General features: G+C 70.0%; 17 protein-coding genes. 13 read left to right on the top strand and 4 right to left on the bottom strand.

All coding sequences use genetic code 11. The features are described from left to right. The 3 genes from glgA to HUW62_RS11195 form a co-directional block, all read left to right on the top strand. A partial coding sequence (gene glgA / locus HUW62_RS11205; RefSeq protein WP_176434410.1) for a glycogen synthase GlgA occupies positions 1 to 1386 on the top strand: 1386 nt, incomplete at its 5' end. Positions 1387 to 1421: 35 nt separating this feature from the next. Next, on the top strand, positions 1422 to 2339 hold the full coding sequence (locus HUW62_RS11200) for a serine/threonine-protein kinase (protein WP_163866465.1): 918 nt from the start codon (positions 1422 to 1424) through the stop codon (positions 2337 to 2339). Then, the gene (locus HUW62_RS11195; RefSeq protein WP_163866466.1) at positions 2339 to 2827 is read left to right on the top strand and encodes an LEA type 2 family protein; all 489 of its coding nucleotides are present in this window, start codon (positions 2339 to 2341) and stop codon (positions 2825 to 2827) included. The genes HUW62_RS11200 and HUW62_RS11195 overlap by 1 nt, the downstream gene beginning before the upstream one ends. 19 nt (positions 2828 to 2846) lie before the next feature. On the opposite strand, the gene HUW62_RS11190 is transcribed toward HUW62_RS11195, so the two are convergent. Next, positions 2847 to 4190 (bottom strand): hemolysin family protein, encoded by a 1344-nt coding sequence (locus tag HUW62_RS11190; RefSeq protein WP_163866467.1) that lies wholly within the window; start codon positions 4188 to 4190, stop codon positions 2847 to 2849. Between the two features lie 54 nt (positions 4191 to 4244). Here HUW62_RS11190 and HUW62_RS11185 point away from each other — a divergent pair, with 54 nt between their 5' ends. Beyond that, a complete protein-coding gene (locus tag HUW62_RS11185) occupies positions 4245 to 5030 on the top strand; it encodes a pilus assembly protein N-terminal domain-containing protein (protein WP_176434409.1) in 786 nt (261 codons plus the stop codon). Here the strand turns inward: HUW62_RS11185 and HUW62_RS11180 are convergent. Continuing rightward, a complete protein-coding gene (locus tag HUW62_RS11180; protein WP_255203366.1) occupies positions 5027 to 6580 on the bottom strand; it encodes an LVIVD repeat-containing protein in 1554 nt (517 codons plus the stop codon). The genes HUW62_RS11185 and HUW62_RS11180 overlap by 4 nt on opposite strands. A 255-nt stretch (positions 6581 to 6835) precedes the next feature. Here HUW62_RS11180 and HUW62_RS11175 point away from each other — a divergent pair, with 255 nt between their 5' ends. Then, positions 6836 to 7831: a hypothetical protein gene (locus HUW62_RS11175; protein WP_240356445.1), complete on the top strand. Its 996-nt coding sequence runs from the start codon at positions 6836 to 6838 to the stop codon at positions 7829 to 7831. Between the two features lie 13 nt (positions 7832 to 7844). Here HUW62_RS11175 and aat read toward each other — a convergent pair whose 3' ends face one another. Beyond that, on the bottom strand, positions 7845 to 8543 hold the full coding sequence (gene aat, locus HUW62_RS11170; protein ID WP_163866471.1) for a leucyl/phenylalanyl-tRNA--protein transferase: 699 nt from the start codon (positions 8541 to 8543) through the stop codon (positions 7845 to 7847). A gap of 12 nt (positions 8544 to 8555) precedes the next feature. Next, complete coding sequence (locus HUW62_RS11165) at positions 8556 to 9398, bottom strand: LEA type 2 family protein (RefSeq protein ID WP_176434407.1); 843 nt, start codon at positions 9396 to 9398, stop codon at positions 8556 to 8558. A gap of 56 nt (positions 9399 to 9454) precedes the next feature. Between HUW62_RS11165 and HUW62_RS11160 the strand changes: the two genes are divergently transcribed. The 8 genes from HUW62_RS11160 (at position 9455) to HUW62_RS11125 (ending at position 17458) form a co-directional block, all read left to right on the top strand. Then, complete coding sequence (locus HUW62_RS11160) at positions 9455 to 10093, top strand: hypothetical protein (protein ID WP_163866473.1); 639 nt, start codon at positions 9455 to 9457, stop codon at positions 10091 to 10093. 66 nt (positions 10094 to 10159) lie between these two features. Beyond that, a complete protein-coding gene (locus HUW62_RS11155; protein WP_255203365.1) occupies positions 10160 to 10384 on the top strand; it encodes a hypothetical protein in 225 nt (74 codons plus the stop codon). A 285-nt stretch (positions 10385 to 10669) separates the two neighbouring features. Continuing rightward, on the top strand, positions 10670 to 12667 hold the full coding sequence (locus HUW62_RS11150; RefSeq protein ID WP_176434406.1) for a TonB-dependent siderophore receptor: 1998 nt from the start codon (positions 10670 to 10672) through the stop codon (positions 12665 to 12667). A 28-nt stretch (positions 12668 to 12695) separates the two neighbouring features. Further along, positions 12696 to 13418: an HmuY family protein gene (locus HUW62_RS11145; RefSeq protein WP_176434405.1), complete on the top strand. Its 723-nt coding sequence runs from the start codon at positions 12696 to 12698 to the stop codon at positions 13416 to 13418. A 32-nt stretch (positions 13419 to 13450) separates the two neighbouring features. Then, positions 13451 to 14542: a hemin-degrading factor gene (locus tag HUW62_RS11140; RefSeq protein WP_217911258.1), complete on the top strand. Its 1092-nt coding sequence runs from the start codon at positions 13451 to 13453 to the stop codon at positions 14540 to 14542. After that, on the top strand, positions 14539 to 15564 hold the full coding sequence (locus HUW62_RS11135) for a hemin ABC transporter substrate-binding protein (RefSeq protein WP_255203364.1): 1026 nt from the start codon (positions 14539 to 14541) through the stop codon (positions 15562 to 15564). Before HUW62_RS11140 ends, HUW62_RS11135 begins: the two co-directional genes overlap by 4 nt. Next, positions 15561 to 16658 carry an iron ABC transporter permease gene (locus HUW62_RS11130; protein ID WP_176434404.1) on the top strand — a complete coding sequence of 366 codons (1098 nt, stop codon included), beginning with the start codon at positions 15561 to 15563 and terminating at the stop codon, positions 16656 to 16658. Before HUW62_RS11135 ends, HUW62_RS11130 begins: the two co-directional genes overlap by 4 nt. Further along, on the top strand, positions 16655 to 17458 hold the full coding sequence (locus HUW62_RS11125; protein WP_176434403.1) for a heme ABC transporter ATP-binding protein: 804 nt from the start codon (positions 16655 to 16657) through the stop codon (positions 17456 to 17458). The genes HUW62_RS11130 and HUW62_RS11125 overlap by 4 nt, the downstream gene beginning before the upstream one ends. The last annotated feature ends 15 nt before the right edge of the window (positions 17459 to 17473 follow it).

The following is a 17473-nucleotide window of genomic DNA, read 5'->3' as shown; positions in this document are numbered from 1 at the left end:
GGTGGGCTGGGGGACGTGGCGGGGGCGCTGCCCGTCGCGCTCGCCGCCCTGGGCCATGACGTCAAGGTCGTCACCCCGCGTTACCGTGACCTACGGGACGCCGGGCGGCTGTCGCCCACGGGGCAGTCGCTCCAGCTTCGCTTCCCCTTTGGAGAGCAGGGCGGCCCCATCCTCTCCGCGTGGGTGTCGGAGCGGCTGGAGGTCCTCTTCCTGGAGAACGAGTACTTCTTCGGCAACCGCCAGGGCCTGTACGGCGATGCGTCGGGCGAGTTCGGCGACAACCCCCGGCGCTTCGCCTATCTGTCCGTGGGCGCGCTCCAGGCCGCCCAGCGGGTGGGTTTCGCGCCGGACATCATCCACGCGAACGACTGGCAGACGGGGCTCGTCCCGGTGGCGCTGCGCCGCGGCTTCCAGGCCACCGCGCTGGGCCGCGCCAAGAGCGTGTTCACCATCCACAACCTCGCGTACCAGGGCCAGTTCCCCAAGGACGCGATGGCGGACCTCGGCTTGCCGTGGGACTTGTTCACCTCCGAGGGGGGGCTGGAGTTCTACGACACGGTCAACCTGCTCAAGGGGGGCCTGGTCTTCGCCGACGCGCTCACCACGGTGTCGCCCACGTACGCGCGTGAAATCCAGACGCCCGAGCAGGGCTATGGCCTGGACGGCCTCCTGCGCCGCCGCGCCCACCGGCTGCACGGCATCCTCAACGGCGTGGACACCGACGAGTGGAACCCGGCCACGGACCCGTTCCTCCCCGCGCGCTTCACGCCCCGGGAGCTGGAGGGCAAGGCGGTGTGCAAGCGCGAGCTGCTCCAGCGCTTCGGGCTGCCGGCGGGCGACGCGCCGGTGTTCGCCATCGTCAGCCGGCTGGCGTGGCAGAAGGGCATGGACCTGCTCCTGGAGGCGCTGCCCTCCGCGCTCCAGGCGGATATCCGCTTCGTGGGCGTGGGCAGCGGCGAGGGCCCGCTGGAGGAGGGGATGCGCGCGTTGCAGGCCCGTTACCCGAAACAGGTCTCCGTGCACCTGGGGTTCGACCCGGCGCTGTCACATCTGGTGGAGGCGGGGGCGGACTTCTTCCTCATGCCCAGCCGGTATGAGCCGTGCGGCCTGAATCAGATGTACTCCCTGCGTTACGGGACGGTGCCCATCGTCCGGGCCACCGGCGGGCTGGTGGATACGGTGGAGGGAGGGCTGGACGGCAACGGAATCCTCTTCGAGGCCTTCCACCGGGCCGCCCTCCTGGCCGCCTTCCGCCGGGCCCTCTCCCTCTACGCGGACCCGCCCCGACTCGCGGATTTCAGGCGACGGGGCATGGAGAAGGACTTTTCCTGGGACGCGTCCGCCACCCGGTACGAGAGCCTGTATTCAGGTCTCGTGGCTGAATAATGGGTGCGGATAGAAAATCGCAGTAGGCTTGTGCCGTGGCGGAAGCTCCGGACCTGGGTGGTTATGAGGTAGTCGGCCGGTTGGCTGTCGGCGGCATGGCGGAGGTGTACCAGGCGAGAGCCCGGTCCACGACGCAGAGGTCGCCCGGCGAGCCAGACGAAGTCGTCATCAAACGACTGCATCCGTCGTTTCGCAGCGACACGGCCTATGTGAAGGCCTTCGTCGACGAGGCGAAGCTGACGGTGCGCTTGAGACATGCGCACATCGTCCGGACGTTCCGCCTGTTCAAGGCGGGGCCGGACTACCTGATGGTGCAGGAGCTCGTGAGTGGCCGGACGCTCGGCTACATGCAGGAGCTGTTGCTCAAGGCCGGCGCGGCGATGCCGCCCGAGTCCGCCTGCTACATCGCCTGGTGCATGCTCAAGGCGCTCGACTACATCCATCGGGCGAAGGTGGGGGAGAACGGCGCCACCATCGTCCACCGCGACGTGAATCCGGCCAACGTGCTGCTGGGCATCAACGGAGACGTGAAGGTGACGGACTTCGGCGTGGCGGAAGTGGAAGGGATGATGCGCGGTGACGCGGGGGCGCTGCGCGGCACGCTGCCGTACATGAGCCCCGAGCAGGTGCTGGGGCAGGCGGTGGATTCGCGCACGGACCTGTACGCGGTGGGCGTCATCCTGTGGGAGTTGTTCGCCAGCCGGCGGCTGCACACCGGGGACAACGAGTCGGACCTGATGCACCGGGTGCGCGACGGGCGGGTGCCGCTCTTGTCGTCGGTGACGTCGGACCTGCCGGACTACGCGGTGCAGGTGGTGCGCAAGGCGCTGTTCGCGGACCGGGTGCGGCGCTTCCAGACGGCGGCGGAGTTCATCAAGGCGCTGGAGGCGCTGTCCCGTCGAGCGGGTTGGCCCCTCACGGTGGAGGCACTCCAGCCCCTGCTGGGCGGCTGATGCGCGCGCGTCGCGAGCTGTTGACGGTGCTGATGGGTGCCGCCCTGGTGGGCTCCGGGTGCCTGGGCGCGGTGCCCTTCCAGCCGCGCGCGTATGACGACGCGGTGCGGGTCGAGTCGCTGAGCGTGGACTTCCATGCGGACGGCTCGGGCGTGCTCGACGTGGGGCTTCAGGTGAAGAACCCGTCGTCGGACGCGGCCACGCTCACGTCGGTGGACTTCGAGCTGTGGGTGGACGGACGGCGAGTCGCCGCGGGGCAGCAGCATGTAGACGCGGCGCTGCCTCCCGATGGGAATGCTCCGCTGCGCGTGCTCTTCCCGCTGGCCGCCGAGCGCGTCACCGCCGTCACCGGAGATGCGGCGGTGCCGGTGCGCGTGCGCGGTGGCGTGGTGCTGCGCTTCGGGCGCACGGAGCGGCGCGCGCCCTTCCGGGTGCAGGGCTCGCAGAAGCTGACGCATGTGCCGCCGCTCGACAGCGCGGGCGACTGAAGCGCGCGGGCCGTGCCGCTCAGGACTTGGCGGCCGAGGACTCCGCGCGAGTCTCCTTGGCGCGGGGCTCCTTGCCGGGCGTGGCGCTCTTGAGGCGGGACATGCGCACGCGGTCGATGCGGGCGCCTTCCTTGTTGGACACGACGAACTGCCAGCCGTTGTACGTGAAGCGCTCGCCCACGTCGGGCAGGTGTCCCGCCAGCGATGACAGGTAGCCGCCCAGCGTGTCGAAGTCGCCCTCGGGCAGCGGGAAGCCGAAGGCCTGGGTGAAGCGGTCCACCTCCATGGCGGCGTCCACCATGAAGCTGCCGTCGGCCATCTTCTCCACCTGCTTCTCCTCCACCTCGAACTCGTCGCCGATGTCGCCGACGATTTCGCGCAGGATGTCCTCCAGCGTGACGATTCCCATGAAGCCGCCGTACTCGTCGACGACGATGGCCATGTGAATCTTGCGCTTCTGCATGTCGCGCAGCAGGTCGCCGATGGGCTTCATCCACGGCACGAAGTGCGCCGGGCGGATGATGTCCTGCAGGACGATGAGCTCCGGGTGCTGGAGCAGCGGGATGATGTCGCGCGCGTGCAACACACCGATGATGTGGTCCACGTCGTCCCGGTACACGGGGATGCGCGAGTGGTTCTCCTCGGCCAGGAGTCGCAGCAGGTCCTCGGAGGAGATGGTGCTGTCCACCGTGACGACTTCCGTGCGCGGCACCATGACGTCACGGCAGCGCTTGTCGGACAGCTCGAAGATGGAGCGGATGAGCTGCGGGGCGCTCTTGTCGACCTCGTTCTTCGCCGCCTGCGCGGCCAGGAGCTTCTCCAACTCCTCCAGCGGCGGAGGCGGGGGCTCGAAGCGCAGCGTGCGGCCGAACGTGCGCGCCACCAGGTTGAGCACCCCCAGCACGAAGCGCATGGGCGGATACAGCACCGTCACCAGCAGCGACACGACGCCGGACAACCGCATCGCCCAACGCTCCGGGTTGGCGTTGGCGAGCCCGCGCATGGTGACTTCCATGAGGCTGGCCAGCACGCCGACGAACAGCGCGCCCGCGGCGACGGTGGCCACCGGCAACCAGGCGGCCTCACCGTAGCGCGTCAAATCCAGCATGCGCGGCGGGACGAAGGCGCCGATGGCCGCGGCGAGGAAGCCGCTCAGCAGCGTGCCCAGGCGCAGCGCGGTGGCGGTGGCCTCGCGCTCCGTCTTGTGGCGCAGGACGCGGCGGCTCGACGCGCCGGGATGCTGCTCCGCCAACTCCTGGGCGCGCAGGTCGGAGGTTCCGTAAAGCGCGGACTCCGCCGCGGCGACCAGAGACCTGACGAAGCACAGCGCCAGGCAGGCGACCCAGAGGGCCCAGGTAGGCATAGAGGCCCGTTCTTAACCCGTGCTAAGGGTCCGTTCCACCCCGCTGGAGCCCCGATGCCCGCTCGCGTGTATTCCCTTGGAGCACTCCTGGCCCTCCTCGTGCCCGCCGTCGCTGGCGCGTGGCCGGTGGACATGGTCCTCCCGCTGGAGGCGGGCAAGGAGCGCTTCCAGAAGCTGGCGGCCGTGGAATGGGTGGAGGTGGAGGACGCCTCCATCGCCAGCGCGGAGGTGCTCCCGGGCACCAACGAACTGTTGCTCACCGGTCAGAAGGAAGGGCGCACGCTCCTCCTCCTGTTCGCGGAGGGGCGCTTCGCGGTGTGGCGCCTCACGGTGGGAAATCCGCCCGCGGAGGACGTGGCGCCCAAGCTGGCCTCCGCGCGCAAGGCGTGTCCGGACGTGAAGGCCACGCAGGGCGCGGAGCGCTCGCTCACGGCCACGGTGAAGGACGCCGCGTGTCGCGCCGCGCTGCTGGAGGTGCTGCGCACGGACGCTTACGTGGCGCGGGAGTTGGAGCTGACCTTCGACGTGCCGGCGCTCCAGGAGCAGCTCGCCTCGGTCGTCTCGGCGCTCCAGCCGCTGGGGTTGGAGGCGAGCTACAGCGGCGCGGGCCTGGTGGTGACGGGCACCGCGAGCCGCGAGGACTGGCGCCGCTCACTGTGGGAGCTGTTCCGCCGCTCCGTGGGCCGCGTGCCGCTGGAGGACCGGGTGGAGCTGAAGGCCCCGGAACCTCCCGCCGCCGTGCCGGACGCGGGCCCCGCCGTCCAGGTGGAGCCGCCGGTGGAGGTGGAGATCCTCTCTCCGCCTCCGAAGAAGGCGCCGCGCAAGAAGCGCGGAGGCTAGGGCGTCGTCTCGCGCAGGATGAGGAGTCCGCGCGACGTGTCCACCGTGTAGATGAAGCCATCGCCCGGCACTCGGATGCCGATGGCGCCGTCGTAGAAGCTCTCGCCTCGTCCCGCGTCGTCCGGCCGGAAGGTGTTGTAGTGGGCCATCTCGCGCGGGCTCTCCGGGGTGGAGACGTCCAGCACGCGCACGCCCTCGTGGTACCAGGCGACGTAGAGCTTCGTCCCGGACAGCACCATGTTGTGGATGGAGACGTAGTCGCGCATCCGGTGCTCGCCGATGAGCTTCACCGAGGCCGGGTCCGTCACGTCGAGCACGCGCAGGTGCGCGCCCCAGTCCTCGCCCCCCTCGAAGGCGATGAGCCGCTCGCCATAGCGCGCGACGGCGTTGGCGTGGCTGGTGGAGTGCGCGTAGCGGTAGGAGCCGAGCTGACGGGGCGTCCCGCTCGGGTTCAGCTCGCCGATGACGTAGCCGGCGCGCCAGAAGTTGACGTAGAGCCGCCCCTCGAAGGCGAACATGTCGTGCGGCCCGTAGGAGCTCGCGGCGTCGAAGCCCGCGGCCTGGAAGGCGCCTGTCAGCTCCGGAGACAAAGGCTGGGTGACGTCGTAGACGAGCACCTCTCCAGTGGGCGCGGGCGACGCGGCGAACAGCGTGTTCTCGTACACGAACACGGTGTGCACGTTGGTGCGGGTGCCCGTGGAGAACACCTCCACGGGGTGAGCGGGGTCGGTCAGGTCGAAGACGATGACGCCGCGCACGCCGCTGGCCACGTAGAGCGCGTTGCCATGGGCCCAGACGCCGTTCCAGTACGTGTCATTGGTGCGCTGGATGTGCTCCGTCAGCACGGGCTGGCTCGGATTGCTCACGTCGTAGACGAAGAGGCCGCCGCCGAGCGCGACGACGTAGGCGTGTCCATGCGCGATGTACACGTCGACGGGCAGGCCGGGTGCCACGGCCGTCTCGGACACCCGCTCCATGCCGGAGGACTCCGGCTCGTCCACGCGGGCGGTGACCTTCACCGCGTCGAAGGTGCCCTCACCCTCCACGCGTCCGTTGAGACATTCCACGTAGCAGCCTTGCAACCGGTCGGTCTCGGGCGACTGGCAGCCAAGGAACGAGCGGCGACGGACGCCATTCGTTCCTTCCGTGCGAGAGCCCGAGATGTAGACGTTGCCGCCCGCGCCCACCTGTCGCGCGTCCAGCGTCAGGCCTCCGGCGTACTGGGTGCCGGTGGAGGCCAGCCGCATGGACTGGGACGAGAAGCTGTAGGTGTTTCCGTAGCGCGGGTTCCTCGCGCGGACGTGCAGGGTGTAGACGCCCTCCAGTTCCAGCGTCGCGAGCTCTCCGGGTCTACAGCCGCTCGTGCCGAAGCTGGTCACGCTTCCGCAGGTATTGGAGGCCGTGTCGACCGTGCACGCCGCGAAGGCGCCCGTGTCCTTCCAGTCGCCCTCGTCCGCCCCGCCCGAGGGCTCCGGAGTCGGTGGTGGCTTGTCGTCGCTGCAGGCCGTCAGGGCCAGGGTCACCGCGGCCAGCATCAACAGGGCACGCATGGAGCTCATCCTGAGGAGAGTGGGGTGTGTCCGCGTCGGTGGGACGCCGACGTGTTCATATCGCGACGGCGGGCTCTTCGCCTGTCGTGTGCGCGGAGCACGTGTCCGCGTGGGAAGGGTCGACGCCGGGGACGTTTCAGGGTGTGCCGTGAGGAGGCCGGCATGAGGTATGACGGCGCGAAGTATCCGGACCGGCCGTGACGTGCGGGTGCGTCATGTCGCCGGGGTCTTCTGGAGGAGCCGATGCGATTCTCGATGCGGTCGACTTCACTGGTGTTGGGCCTGACGCTGCTCGCGCCGCTGGGGGCGAGCGCCCAGTTCGATGATGGTGAGGCGTCACTCACCGCGCCCACGGAGCCGGAGCGGGGTTGTCCGAAGCGCCCGGACCTGGTGCCCTTCACGCCGCGCGCGCAGATAGGCATGGAGGGTTCGGGCTGGCTGGTGCACCAGGCCATCATCCCCGAGTCGAAGGACACCTTCTTCAAGGGCCGTGAGCGGGAGCGCTCGGGTGTGAAGCGGGTGCCGGAGGAGGAGGCGCGGAGGTACGGCGCACCGGACCCGACCATCCCGCTGTGGGTGTTCGGCAAGGCGGACGCGCCGGCCTGTCGCGCGCTGCCCGTCCACTGGTGGGCGGCGCGGATGGGGGCGACGGACGCGGACCGCAAGACGTTCCTCATGGCGGAGATTGAAGTGGACTGCGACGTGCTGCCGCCCGGGCGCCTGTCCGGTACGCCGGTGGCGCTGCGGCAGAAGGATGAGCCCACGGGGTGCAAGCTGCGCAGGCCCACCGAGCGCGAGACGGGCAAGGACGGAGAGGGCCTGCCGCCCGATGTGCTGGAGTTCATCCCCGTGCGCGACTGCGAGTCGCCGGAGTGCCTGCGGCTGTGGGAGCGCATCGGCACGAGCTGGGATGACACCACCACGGTGGGCGACTTCACGGTGTCGTGGATGGAGCGCAAGGGGAAGAAGGACCCGTGCGACTGGCCCACCGAGGACCTCTCGTTGCTGCTCTTCCGTCCGCCTGGCTCGCTCACCCCGGCGCTGCTGCGCAATGGGGGCACGCAGTTCTTCGGAGGCCTGCATGACAGCTCGGGGCTGAGGTTCGTGCTCAGTCGGGACCTCGGTTCGCTCTACATGCACGAGGCCGCGAAGCCGAAGGCCGCTCCGAAGGCGGTGCGTTACGGGAGTCCGACGGAGGAGGATTTGATTCTCACCCGGCGCACGCTGTCTCCGTGCAAGGTGAAGCGCTGAGTCCGAGCGCCCTTCACCGCGCGGGGGCTTCCGTCCACTTCCCCTGCCGGGTCGGCTCGCGCAGGGCCTTGTGGAGCGCGGTGAGGAAGCGCTTCCTCGGCCATGACTCCGCGCCAAACCTCGCCAGGTGCTCGGTCTCCACCTGGCAGTCCACGAGTTGGAAGCCCCACTCCTTGAAGCGCTCCACCGACGACACGAAGGCCACCTTCGACGCGTCCGGCGCGAGCGCGAACATGCTCTCACCGAAGAACGCCGCGCCCAGTGACACGCCGTACAGGCCGCCCTTCAACTCGCCGCCCTGCCACGCCTCCACCGAGTGCGCGAAGCCCCGCTCGTGCAGCTCGACGTACGCCTCCAGCATCTCGTCTGTAATCCACGTCCCGTTCTGCCCGGGACGCGTCACGCGGCCACACTCGGTGATGACGCGCGCGAAGGCCGTGTCGTAGCGAACCTCGTACTCGCCCCGGGCCATCGCCTTGCGCAGGCTGCGGCCCACATGCAGCGAGTCCGGCGTCAGCACGAAGCGAGGGTCCGGCGAGTGCCAGAGGATGGGGTCTCCCTCGCTGAACCACGGGAAGATGCCGCGCGAGTACGCGGCCAGCAGCCGTTCGGGGCTCAGGTCCCCGCCCACGGCCAGCACTCCGCTCTTGTCAGCGCGCTCCGGAGGCGGGAACAGCTCCGGGTGCTCGTCACTCAACAGGTAGATGGGCACGCACCGCGCACTCTACCGGGACACGTTCAGCTTCACCTCGCCCGAGAGTGAATACGGCACCCGCATCAGTGGACCGGTCAGCTCTCCCGTCACCCCGTAGGGCAGGACCCCCCGGGAGATGAGCGCCTTCACCTCCGGCCCCCACGAGTCCTTCGTCACCGCCACCTCCACCGGGTACACCCCCGTGGCGGACGCATCCACGCTGTCCGACTGCGCCAGCGTCCCACTGTCCAGCGCCTTGCCCGCCACCGCCATCTGCCACGTCAGCCCGCTGAGCTTCAGCGGGAACGGGTTGGGGTTCCGGATGCCCAGCCGGAGGTTCAACTGCACCTCCTCGGCGGAGTAGCGCGCCCCGTCCAGCTCCTCCACGACGATGGTGGGAAGCCGGGGCACGCGCACCGCGCGACTCGCGGCGAAGGGCACCTGCTCCTCGGCGTCGCCCGTGCGCACCACCAGCACCCCGCGCAACGCCAGGAGCACCGTGCCGCCCTGCGCGCTCAGCCGCGCCAGGTCCTCCGCGCTCTGCACGTAGGCCGCGCGCTCTTCGAAAGACACGTCCCCGGGAGTGCCCGGCGTAAGCCGCGTCTCCAATTTCAGGGTGCCCTTCTTCAGCACCTTCCCCTCCGAGACGAGCTCGTAGTCGACGCGCTCCACCACGCCGGGCGCGGCGCTGGCCACCTGGGCGCTGTAGCGCAGGGTGGCCTCTGTCAGCCCCTGCGACACCACGGACGTGTCCTGAGCGGTGAGGGTGGCGGAACCAGCCGGCCGGGTGGGGGACGAGGCACACCCCATCCCCACCAGGAGCAGTGCGGCAAGCTGGACGACGGGCGAAGTCGAGCGCATCACGCTAGACATTGTGTGCACCCCGGAAGCCGCCCCCAAGGGCTTTTCCGCTAGACTGTCCACCACTCGTGGTCCGACGCCGCCCCAACTTCAACAAGACGGTCCGCTCCCTCATCCGGGACATCGCGACGAAGCTGCCGGAGTTCGCCCACGTGAAGGCGGGCCGCATCCTGGTGGTCGCGGGTGAGGCGCGCCGTGCCTCTCGCGGCACCGTGAAGCCGCTGTGCTTCCGGGGCGGCAAGTCCACGGACCGCACCGGGCGCCGCAAGCCCGTCATCCGCATCCGCGGCCGGCGCATGCTGTACTGCATCACCCTGCGGCCCCTCTTCTTCAGGGGCTCCACCGCCCAGGCCCGCCTGGAGACGGTGCTGCACGAGCTCTTCCACCTGTCGCGCCGCTTCGACGGCACCCTGCACTCGGGCCGGCGCCACGCCGTGCTCGGCAAGGACTTCGCCCGGAAGCTGCGCCCGCTCGTGCGTCGCTACCTCAAGATGTGCCCTCCGGAGCTGCTCTCCGCCCTGGCCCTCACCGGCGAGGTGCGCGTCCTCCAGTGGCTGGAGCGCCCGGGCCCCGCCTACGTCCCGGGGACGCACCGACGTGTGCGCAAGGTCTACACCGAGGACCAGCTCTATTACGGCATCGCGCGCATGGTGACGCCCAAGCCCCGCGTCCCGCGTGAAGCCGTCGTCCGCCTCAAAGTCCACTGACAGTCCGCTTCCTGGCCACCCTGTACACCCTAGGACACTGTTCGTCTGAATCGTTTGACTTTGATAATGAGTATCAATATCGTCCGTCGCGTTTCAGACAGCGGAGTGGTGATGCGCGACGGATGCCAGCAGGGCGGTGAAGCGGGCGAGTTGCGGTGTCTGTGCGGAAGTCTGCTGGCGAGGTTGGTGCCGGAGGGTGTGGAGCTGAAGTGCCGTCGTTGCCACCGCACGCGGGTGGTGCCGCTGGAGCGGCCGCCGGGTGGTGCGAGCGCGACGGCCGCACGCGGCTGAGCGGGTGGGAGTGCCTGGGCGGGACAAGGCCCGGGGTGTGTCGAGAGTTGACTGAGGCCAGAGGCCCTCGAGCCCAGTGCCCCGCGGGGACTCCGTCAGAGGGAGTCCTATCGGCCATGAGTTGGAGGACGTGGAATGCGTGGGAGTTGGTGTCTCCTCGTGCTGGCGTGTGCCGCCCCTGATGTGGCGTGGGGCCGCGCGTCGCCCCAGGCGGAGCAGCCAGCTCCTTCGTCGAATGCGTCCACGAATGAAGCTGTGCCCGTCGCGGCGGAGTCCGACTCCTCCATGACGAGCGGTTCCGAGGTCTCGCGTGAAGCCGTCCCGGAGGAGCCCGTCTCCGCCGCGTCGAGCGACTCCGAGGCCGAGGAGAAAGTGTCGAAGCAGGCCGAGGTCGTCGCGGGTCCAGGGGCCTCGACGACCTCGGCATCTTCGACATCCGCCGAGCAGGATGACGTCCCGGTGGCGCGCACGGTGGTGACGGCGTCGCGCACGCAGGAGCGCCTGGGCGAGACGCCCGTGGCCACCGAGGTCATCACCCGCGCGGACATCGTCGCGAGCGGCGCCCGGGACGCGTCGGAGTTGCTCGCCGCGCATCCCGGATTGGAAGTGGTGCAGACCTTCGCCGGAGCGTCGCTCCAGGTGCAGGGCCTGGGTCCCGAGTACGTGCTGGTGCTGGTGGACGGAGAGCGCGTCGCGGGTCGTGTCGCGGGCAGCGTGGACCTGTCGCGCTTGTCGCTCGAGGACGTGGAGCAGGTGGAGATCGTCAAGGGCCCGTCGTCGGTGCTCTACGGCAGTGACGCGGTGGGCGGCGTGGTGAACTTCATCACGCGCCGGGCGCGCAAGCCGCTCGGTGGCGAGCTGCGCGCGGCCTATGGCGCGCTGGAGCGGCTGGACCTGGACGCGACGGGCGAGGCGCGGGGCGACGGCTGGGGCCTTCGTCTCAGCGGTGGCCTTCAGCGCCGCGCCTCCTACGACCTGGACACCGCCGACGTGGGCACCACGGGCAGCAGCCTGGAGGGCTTCGACGTCTCCGCCAGTGGAGACCTGAAGGGCGAAGGGCCGCTGTCGATGGAGGGCTCCGCCGGCTTCTCGCGGCGCACCCAGCGCGGCGTGGACATGGGCGTCGCGGGCGCGGTGTTCGACCGGGCGAGCCGCGACACGTCCATCACCTCGCGGCTGGCGCCGTCGTGGAAGTTGAACGGCGACGCGACGCTGCGGGTGGAGGGCTCCTATACCCACTTCCAGCGCCGCTACCTGAGAGACCAGCGGCGCGCCTCCGCGCTGGACACGGTGGAGGACACGCGCGAGCAGCAGGGTCGACTGGGCACGCAGCTCGACGCGCGCGTGGGCGAGCGACATGCGTTCGTCGTCGGCGCGGAGTTCCTGGGCGAGTGGCTGGTCGCGGACCGGCTGGAGACGGGCGGGGGAGACCGGGGCCGTGCGTCGCTGTACGCGCAGGACAGCTGGACGCTCGCGACGGGGCCCAAGCTCGTCGTCGTTCCGGGCGCGCGCGTGGATGTGGACACGCAATTCGGCACGGCCGTCACGCCTCGGCTCGCGGCGAAGATTGACCCCTTGTCGTGGCTCACCGTGCGCGGCAGCTACGGCTGGGGCTTCCGGGCGCCGGGCTTCCAGGAGCTGCTGATCGACTTCGAGAACCCCACCGTCGGCTACGTGGTGCGCGGCAACCCGGACCTGAAGCCGGAGCGCTCGCGCAGCTTCAGCCTGTCCACGGAAGTTCGGCCGTCGGATGCGTCACTCCTCTGGGTGAGCGCGTATCAGCACTCGCTGCGCGACATGATTGCCTCCACGCTGGAGCAGGGTGGGGCGCAGCAGCTCTTCACGTACACCAACGTGGCGCGTGCGCGCGTGAGGGGCGGCGAGCTGGGCCTGCGTCAGCGCTTCCCGTGGCGCCTGTCCGGCGAGGTGGCCTACACGCTCACTGACGGACACGACGAGGAACTGGACCGGGCGCTGGAAGGCCAGGCGCTTCATCGGCTCACCGCGCAGGCCACGTGGCGTCACCGCGAGTGGGGTCTGGAGACGTGGGTCCGCGCGGCGCTCGTCGGCAAGCGGCCCTTCTATCCGGATACGGACGGTGACGGTGTCGCCAATCCCTACCAGTCCGATGCCTATGTCACGGTGGATGCCCGAATCGCTTGGAGGGCGCGTGAGTCGCTCCAGTTCTTCGTGCTGGGCTCCAACCTCGCGGACGCGGGCAACCCCACGGACCTGCCCATTCCGCCTCGCACCTTCCAGGCCGGCGTCTCGTTCCGGCTGTGAGTCCCTCTCGAAAACTCAAGGAGCCCGAATGTCCCGCCCCCCCTTCTTCTCTGTGTCCCGTTTCGGCCGTGCCGCCGCGGTCCTGTGCCTGACTGGCCTGCTGTCCGCCTGTGGTGACGACCTGGTCCCCACGCCGGGGGATGACGATGACAACACGCCGGACCCGTCGGAAGTCGAGGTGCCGGCCAATGGCACGCACGTGCGCCACGTGGGCAATGCGGACGGCTCCATCACCACGGTCGTCGACGCCACGAGCAAGGAGGCTTGGGTGGGCCTGGATTTGGATACGGGCCTGCAGGTGAGCGCGAGCGAGGACGCCGCGTGGGACTTGTCCTTCCAGCGCTTCGGCATCCGCTCGCGAGGTGGCGTGAATGGCACGGGCGGCGTGGAGGTGGCGGTGCTGCCCTCGCAGGACTTCCTCCAGCTCACGCAGGCGCCCGCGAGCGGCTTCGCGGTCGACGCGGATGACGGCGCCGACGAGGGCTCGGACCCGGACACCGTCTTCCAGGCCAATGGTGGCTGGTACGCCTACGACGTGACGACGCACAAGCTGTCGCCGCGCGCGCAGGTGTACGTCGTGCGCTCCGATTCGAGGGCGTACTTCAAGGTGGAGATGCTGTCCTACTACGACGACGCCGGCACGCCCGCGATGCTCAAGCTGCGCTGGACGAAGGTGACGGCGCCCGTCTCCGGAGGCGCGCTCCAGGATGGCGTCTCTCCCAGTGGTTCCCCTGTCGAAGTGTCTCACTGAAGTCGAAGTCCTCCTCTCCCCTGGTGTCTGCCATGATTTCCCAACCTGCTCCCACGGCGTCTTCCTCCGAGCCCACCGCCCTCCGTCAGCGCTGGCAGTCGCTGCTCGAGGCCCAGCCGCGCACGCGTATCCGTGATGCGGCCGAACAACTTGGCGTGAGCGAGGCGCAGTTGCTCGCCACCGGTGTGGGTGAAGACGTCGTCCGGTTGGACCTGCGTCTCGACACGTTGCTGCCTCGCCTGGAGTCGCTGGGCAAGGTGATGACGCTCACGCGCAACGAGAGCGCCGTGCACGAGAAGCGCGGCCTGTACCGCAACGTCGAGGTGAACGGGGCTGTCGCGCTGGTGCTGGACGAGAACATCGACCTGAGGCTGTTCCTCATGCGCTGGCGCTTCGGCTTCGCGTTCCGTGAGGCTCGTCCGGAGGGCACGCGGCGCAGCCTGCACTTCTTCGACGGCACGGGCATGGCCGTGCACAAAATCTACCTGGAGGCCGAGTCCGGCGTCGGCGCGTACGACCGCCTGGTGGAGGACTACACCCACGCGGAACAGTCGCGCGTGGTGCCGGTGGAGGCGGCCTCCGCGCCGGAGGTTCCCCGGCCGGATGGCGACATCGACGTGGAGGGCCTGGTGTCCGGCTGGCGCGGGCTCCAGGACACGCATGACTTCTTCCCGCTCCTGCGTCGCTTCAAGGTGGCGCGGACGCAGGCGCTCCGATTGGTGGGCAGCGAGCTGACCACGCCCGTGGCCCCGGCGTCCCTGACGTGGACGCTGGAGAAGGTGGCGGCCTCGGGCCAGCCCATCATGGTGTTCGTGGGCAACCCCGGCGCCATCCAGATTCACACCGGCCCGGTGCACACCGTGCGCGCCATGGGCCCGTGGATGAACGTGTTGGACCCGAGCTTCAACCTGCACCTGCGCACGGACCACATCCACACGGCCTGGGTTGTCCGCAAGCCCACGCGTGATGGCGTCGTCACCTCGCTGGAGCTGTTTGACGCGGCCGGTGAGAACATCGCGCTGCTCTTCGGCAAGCGGAAGCCCGGCATCCCCGAGCAGCCCGAATGGCGGGCGCTGATGGAGGAGTTGATCGCCGCGCTGCCCGCGACTGGGGCGGAATCATGAAGCGCGTCACCGTGCTCCTGGCGGCGTTGCTGATGTCGCAGGCCGCGCTGGCCGTCGCGCCTGCCGCCCCCGCTGCTCCGAAGATGGCGCGGGCTCCCGCCGCTGCGAAGACGGCACCGGCGTCCGAAGCAGCGAAGACGGCACCGGCACCCGCCGTGGCGAAGACGGCACCGGCGTCCGAAGCAGTGAAGACAGCTCCGGCACCCGCCGCGGCGAAGACGGTACCGGCCGCCGCCGCGCCGAAGCTGGTGACGGTGGGGCCCGCTGTCACGGAGACGGTGTTCGCGCTTGGCGCGGGCGCGCAGGTGGTGGGCGTCGACGACACCAGCCTGGCGCTGCCCGTGGCCCGGAGCCGGCCGAAGGTGGGCTACCAGCGCGCGCTGGCCGCGGAGCCCCTGCTCGCGCTTGGCGCGTCGTGGCTGCTGGCGAGCGAGGAGGCGGGACCTCCGGGCGTCCTGGAGCAGCTTCGCACGGCGGGAATGGACGTCGTCGTGTTGTCCAACCAGCCCACGCTGGATGCGGCACGGCAGCGCATCCGGACACTCGCCACGAAGCTGGGCCGGGTGTCCGAGGGTGAGGCGCTCGTCGCGGAGCTGGAGGCGGACCTGAGGCGCGCCGCGGCTCGGACCGCCTCGGCGAAGCAGGCGAAGCCCAAGCGCATCCTCGCGCTGTATGCCCGGGGCGCCAACGCCCTCATGGTGGCGGGCAAGGACACGGCCACCGATGAGCTCATCCGGCTGGCGGGTGGCGTGAATGCCGTGACGGACTACACCGGCCATCGGCCGCTCACGGCCGAGGCGGTGGTGGGCGCGGCGCCCGACATCATCCTGCTTCCCGGCGGCACGTTGCAGGCCGTCGGAGGTGAGGAGGGGCTTCGGCAGGTCCCCGGCCTGTCCCAGGTGAAGGGCTGGACGCTGACCACCATCGAGGATGTCCACTTCATGAGCCTGGGGCCCAAGCTGGGCCAGGCCGTGCAGCGCTTGCAGGACGGCATGGGGCTTCCGGCGCAGGACGGGACATGAGCGCCTCGGACGTGGCTCCCGCTCCCGCGACCTACCCGGCACGGGAGCAGGTGAAGGTGCCCGGCGGGCGTCCTCGCCCGTGGCTCGTGCTGGGCGCGGTGCTCGTGGTCGCCACGTTCACGTCGCTCTCGGTGGGCTCGTTCCGGGTGCCACTGCTGGGGCTGTTTGGAAGTGTGCTGGAGGCGCTGGGCCTGGAGACGGGCTATCGGCTGGAGCCGACGCAGCAGGCGGTGCTGCTGTCCATCCGCCTGCCACGCGTGGTGCTCGGGGTGATGGTGGGCGCGGTGCTCGCCACCAGCGGCGCCGCGCTCCAGGCGTTGTTCCGCAACCCGCTCGTGGAGCCGGGCCTGCTGGGGACCTCCAGCGGCGCGGCGTTGGGCGCCGTGTCGGCCATCGTCATGGACGTGGCCCTCAGCTCGCGGCTGGGTCCGTTCCGTCTGCTCGTGGTACCGGGCGCGGCGTTCCTGGGCGCGCTGAGCGCCACGGTGCTCGCGCAGCGGCTGGGCGGTGGCGGTGGACGCACGGAGACGGCGCGCATCCTCCTGGCGGGCGTGGCGGTGAGCGCGGGCGCGGCGGCGGGGATTGGCCTGCTCACGCAAATGGCCACGGACGCACAGCTTCGCACCATCACCTTCTGGACCTGGGGCAGTCTGGCTGGCGCGTCGTGGAGCGTGGTGGTGGCGTCCACGGTGCCGCTGCTCATCGCGCTGGTGTTGCTGCTGAGGGATTCACGCTCGCTCAACCTGCTGCTCCTGGGAGAGCGCGAGGCGTGGCATCTGGGCGTGGACGTGGAGAAGCTGAAGCGACGGCTCATCCTCGCGGCGGCGCTGGGCGTCGGCGCGGCGGTGTCCGTCTCGGGCATCATCGGCTTCGTGGGGTTGCTCGTCCCGGCGCTGCTTCGGCTCGCACTCGGGCCGGACCACCGGCGGTTGATGGGGGCCTCTGCCTTGCTGGGCTCGGCGTTGCTCGTCGTCGCGGACGTGCTGGCTCGCACGGGGGCGGTGCCCCAGGAGCTCCCCGTCGGTGCGCTCACGTCCATGCTGGGCGTTCCTGTCTTCGTCTCGATGCTGGCGCGCGGCAAGGGGCTGTCATGAGCCTGGAGGCACGCGGAGTCGAGGTGTGGCGTGGCCGGGGATGCGCGCTGGGGCCGGTGTCGCTGGAGCTGGTGCCTGGCGAGGTCCTCGCCGTGGTGGGGCCGAATGGCGCGGGCAAGTCCACGCTGCTCTCGGCTTTCTGCGGAGAGCTGAGCTGTACCGTGGGCGAGGTGGTGCTGGATGGACGCCCGCTGCTGAAGTGGCCACCCCGGGAGCGGGCGTTGCGGCTGGGCGTGCTTCCCCAGGAGTCGTCACTCGGGTTTGGCTTCACCGTCCTGGAGGTCGCGCTGCTCGGACGCAGTCCTCACGCGACGCGGGGCGAGGGGAGCGTGGACATGGAAGCCGCGCTGGCCGCGCTGGAGGTGATGGACATCCGGCACCTGTCGTCGCGGCCGTACACCTCGCTCTCGGGTGGAGAGCGGCAGCGGGTGCAGCTCGCGCGCGTGCTCGCGCAACTCTGGGAAGCGCCCGCGCACGGTCATCGCTATCTATTGCTCGACGAGCCGACCTCGAGCCTGGACTTGTCGCATCAACATCTCGTCCTGGAGGAAGCAACGCGCTTCGCACGTCAGGGCGGCGCGGTGCTCGCGGTGCTTCATGATTTGAACCTGGCCGCGCGTTATGCGCACCGCATCGCGGTCCTCAAGGACGGCAAGCTGGTGGAACTGGGGGCTCCCGCTCAGGTGCTTCGACCGGACCTCATCGCGAGCACCTTCGGTCTCCAGGTCCGTGTCGTCGAGTATCCGGATTCACCCGCGCCTTTCATCATTCCGTCAGGCCGGGCTCCGCCTCCTGCGTGAGCGGATGGCTTCGAG

This window comes from Myxococcus sp. AM011, assembly GCF_013372595.1.
GTDB lineage: Bacteria > Myxococcota > Myxococcia > Myxococcales > Myxococcaceae > Myxococcus > Myxococcus eversor.
Note: the sequence above shows the minus strand (reverse complement) of the source record. Positions and strands in the feature narration are given on the sequence as shown.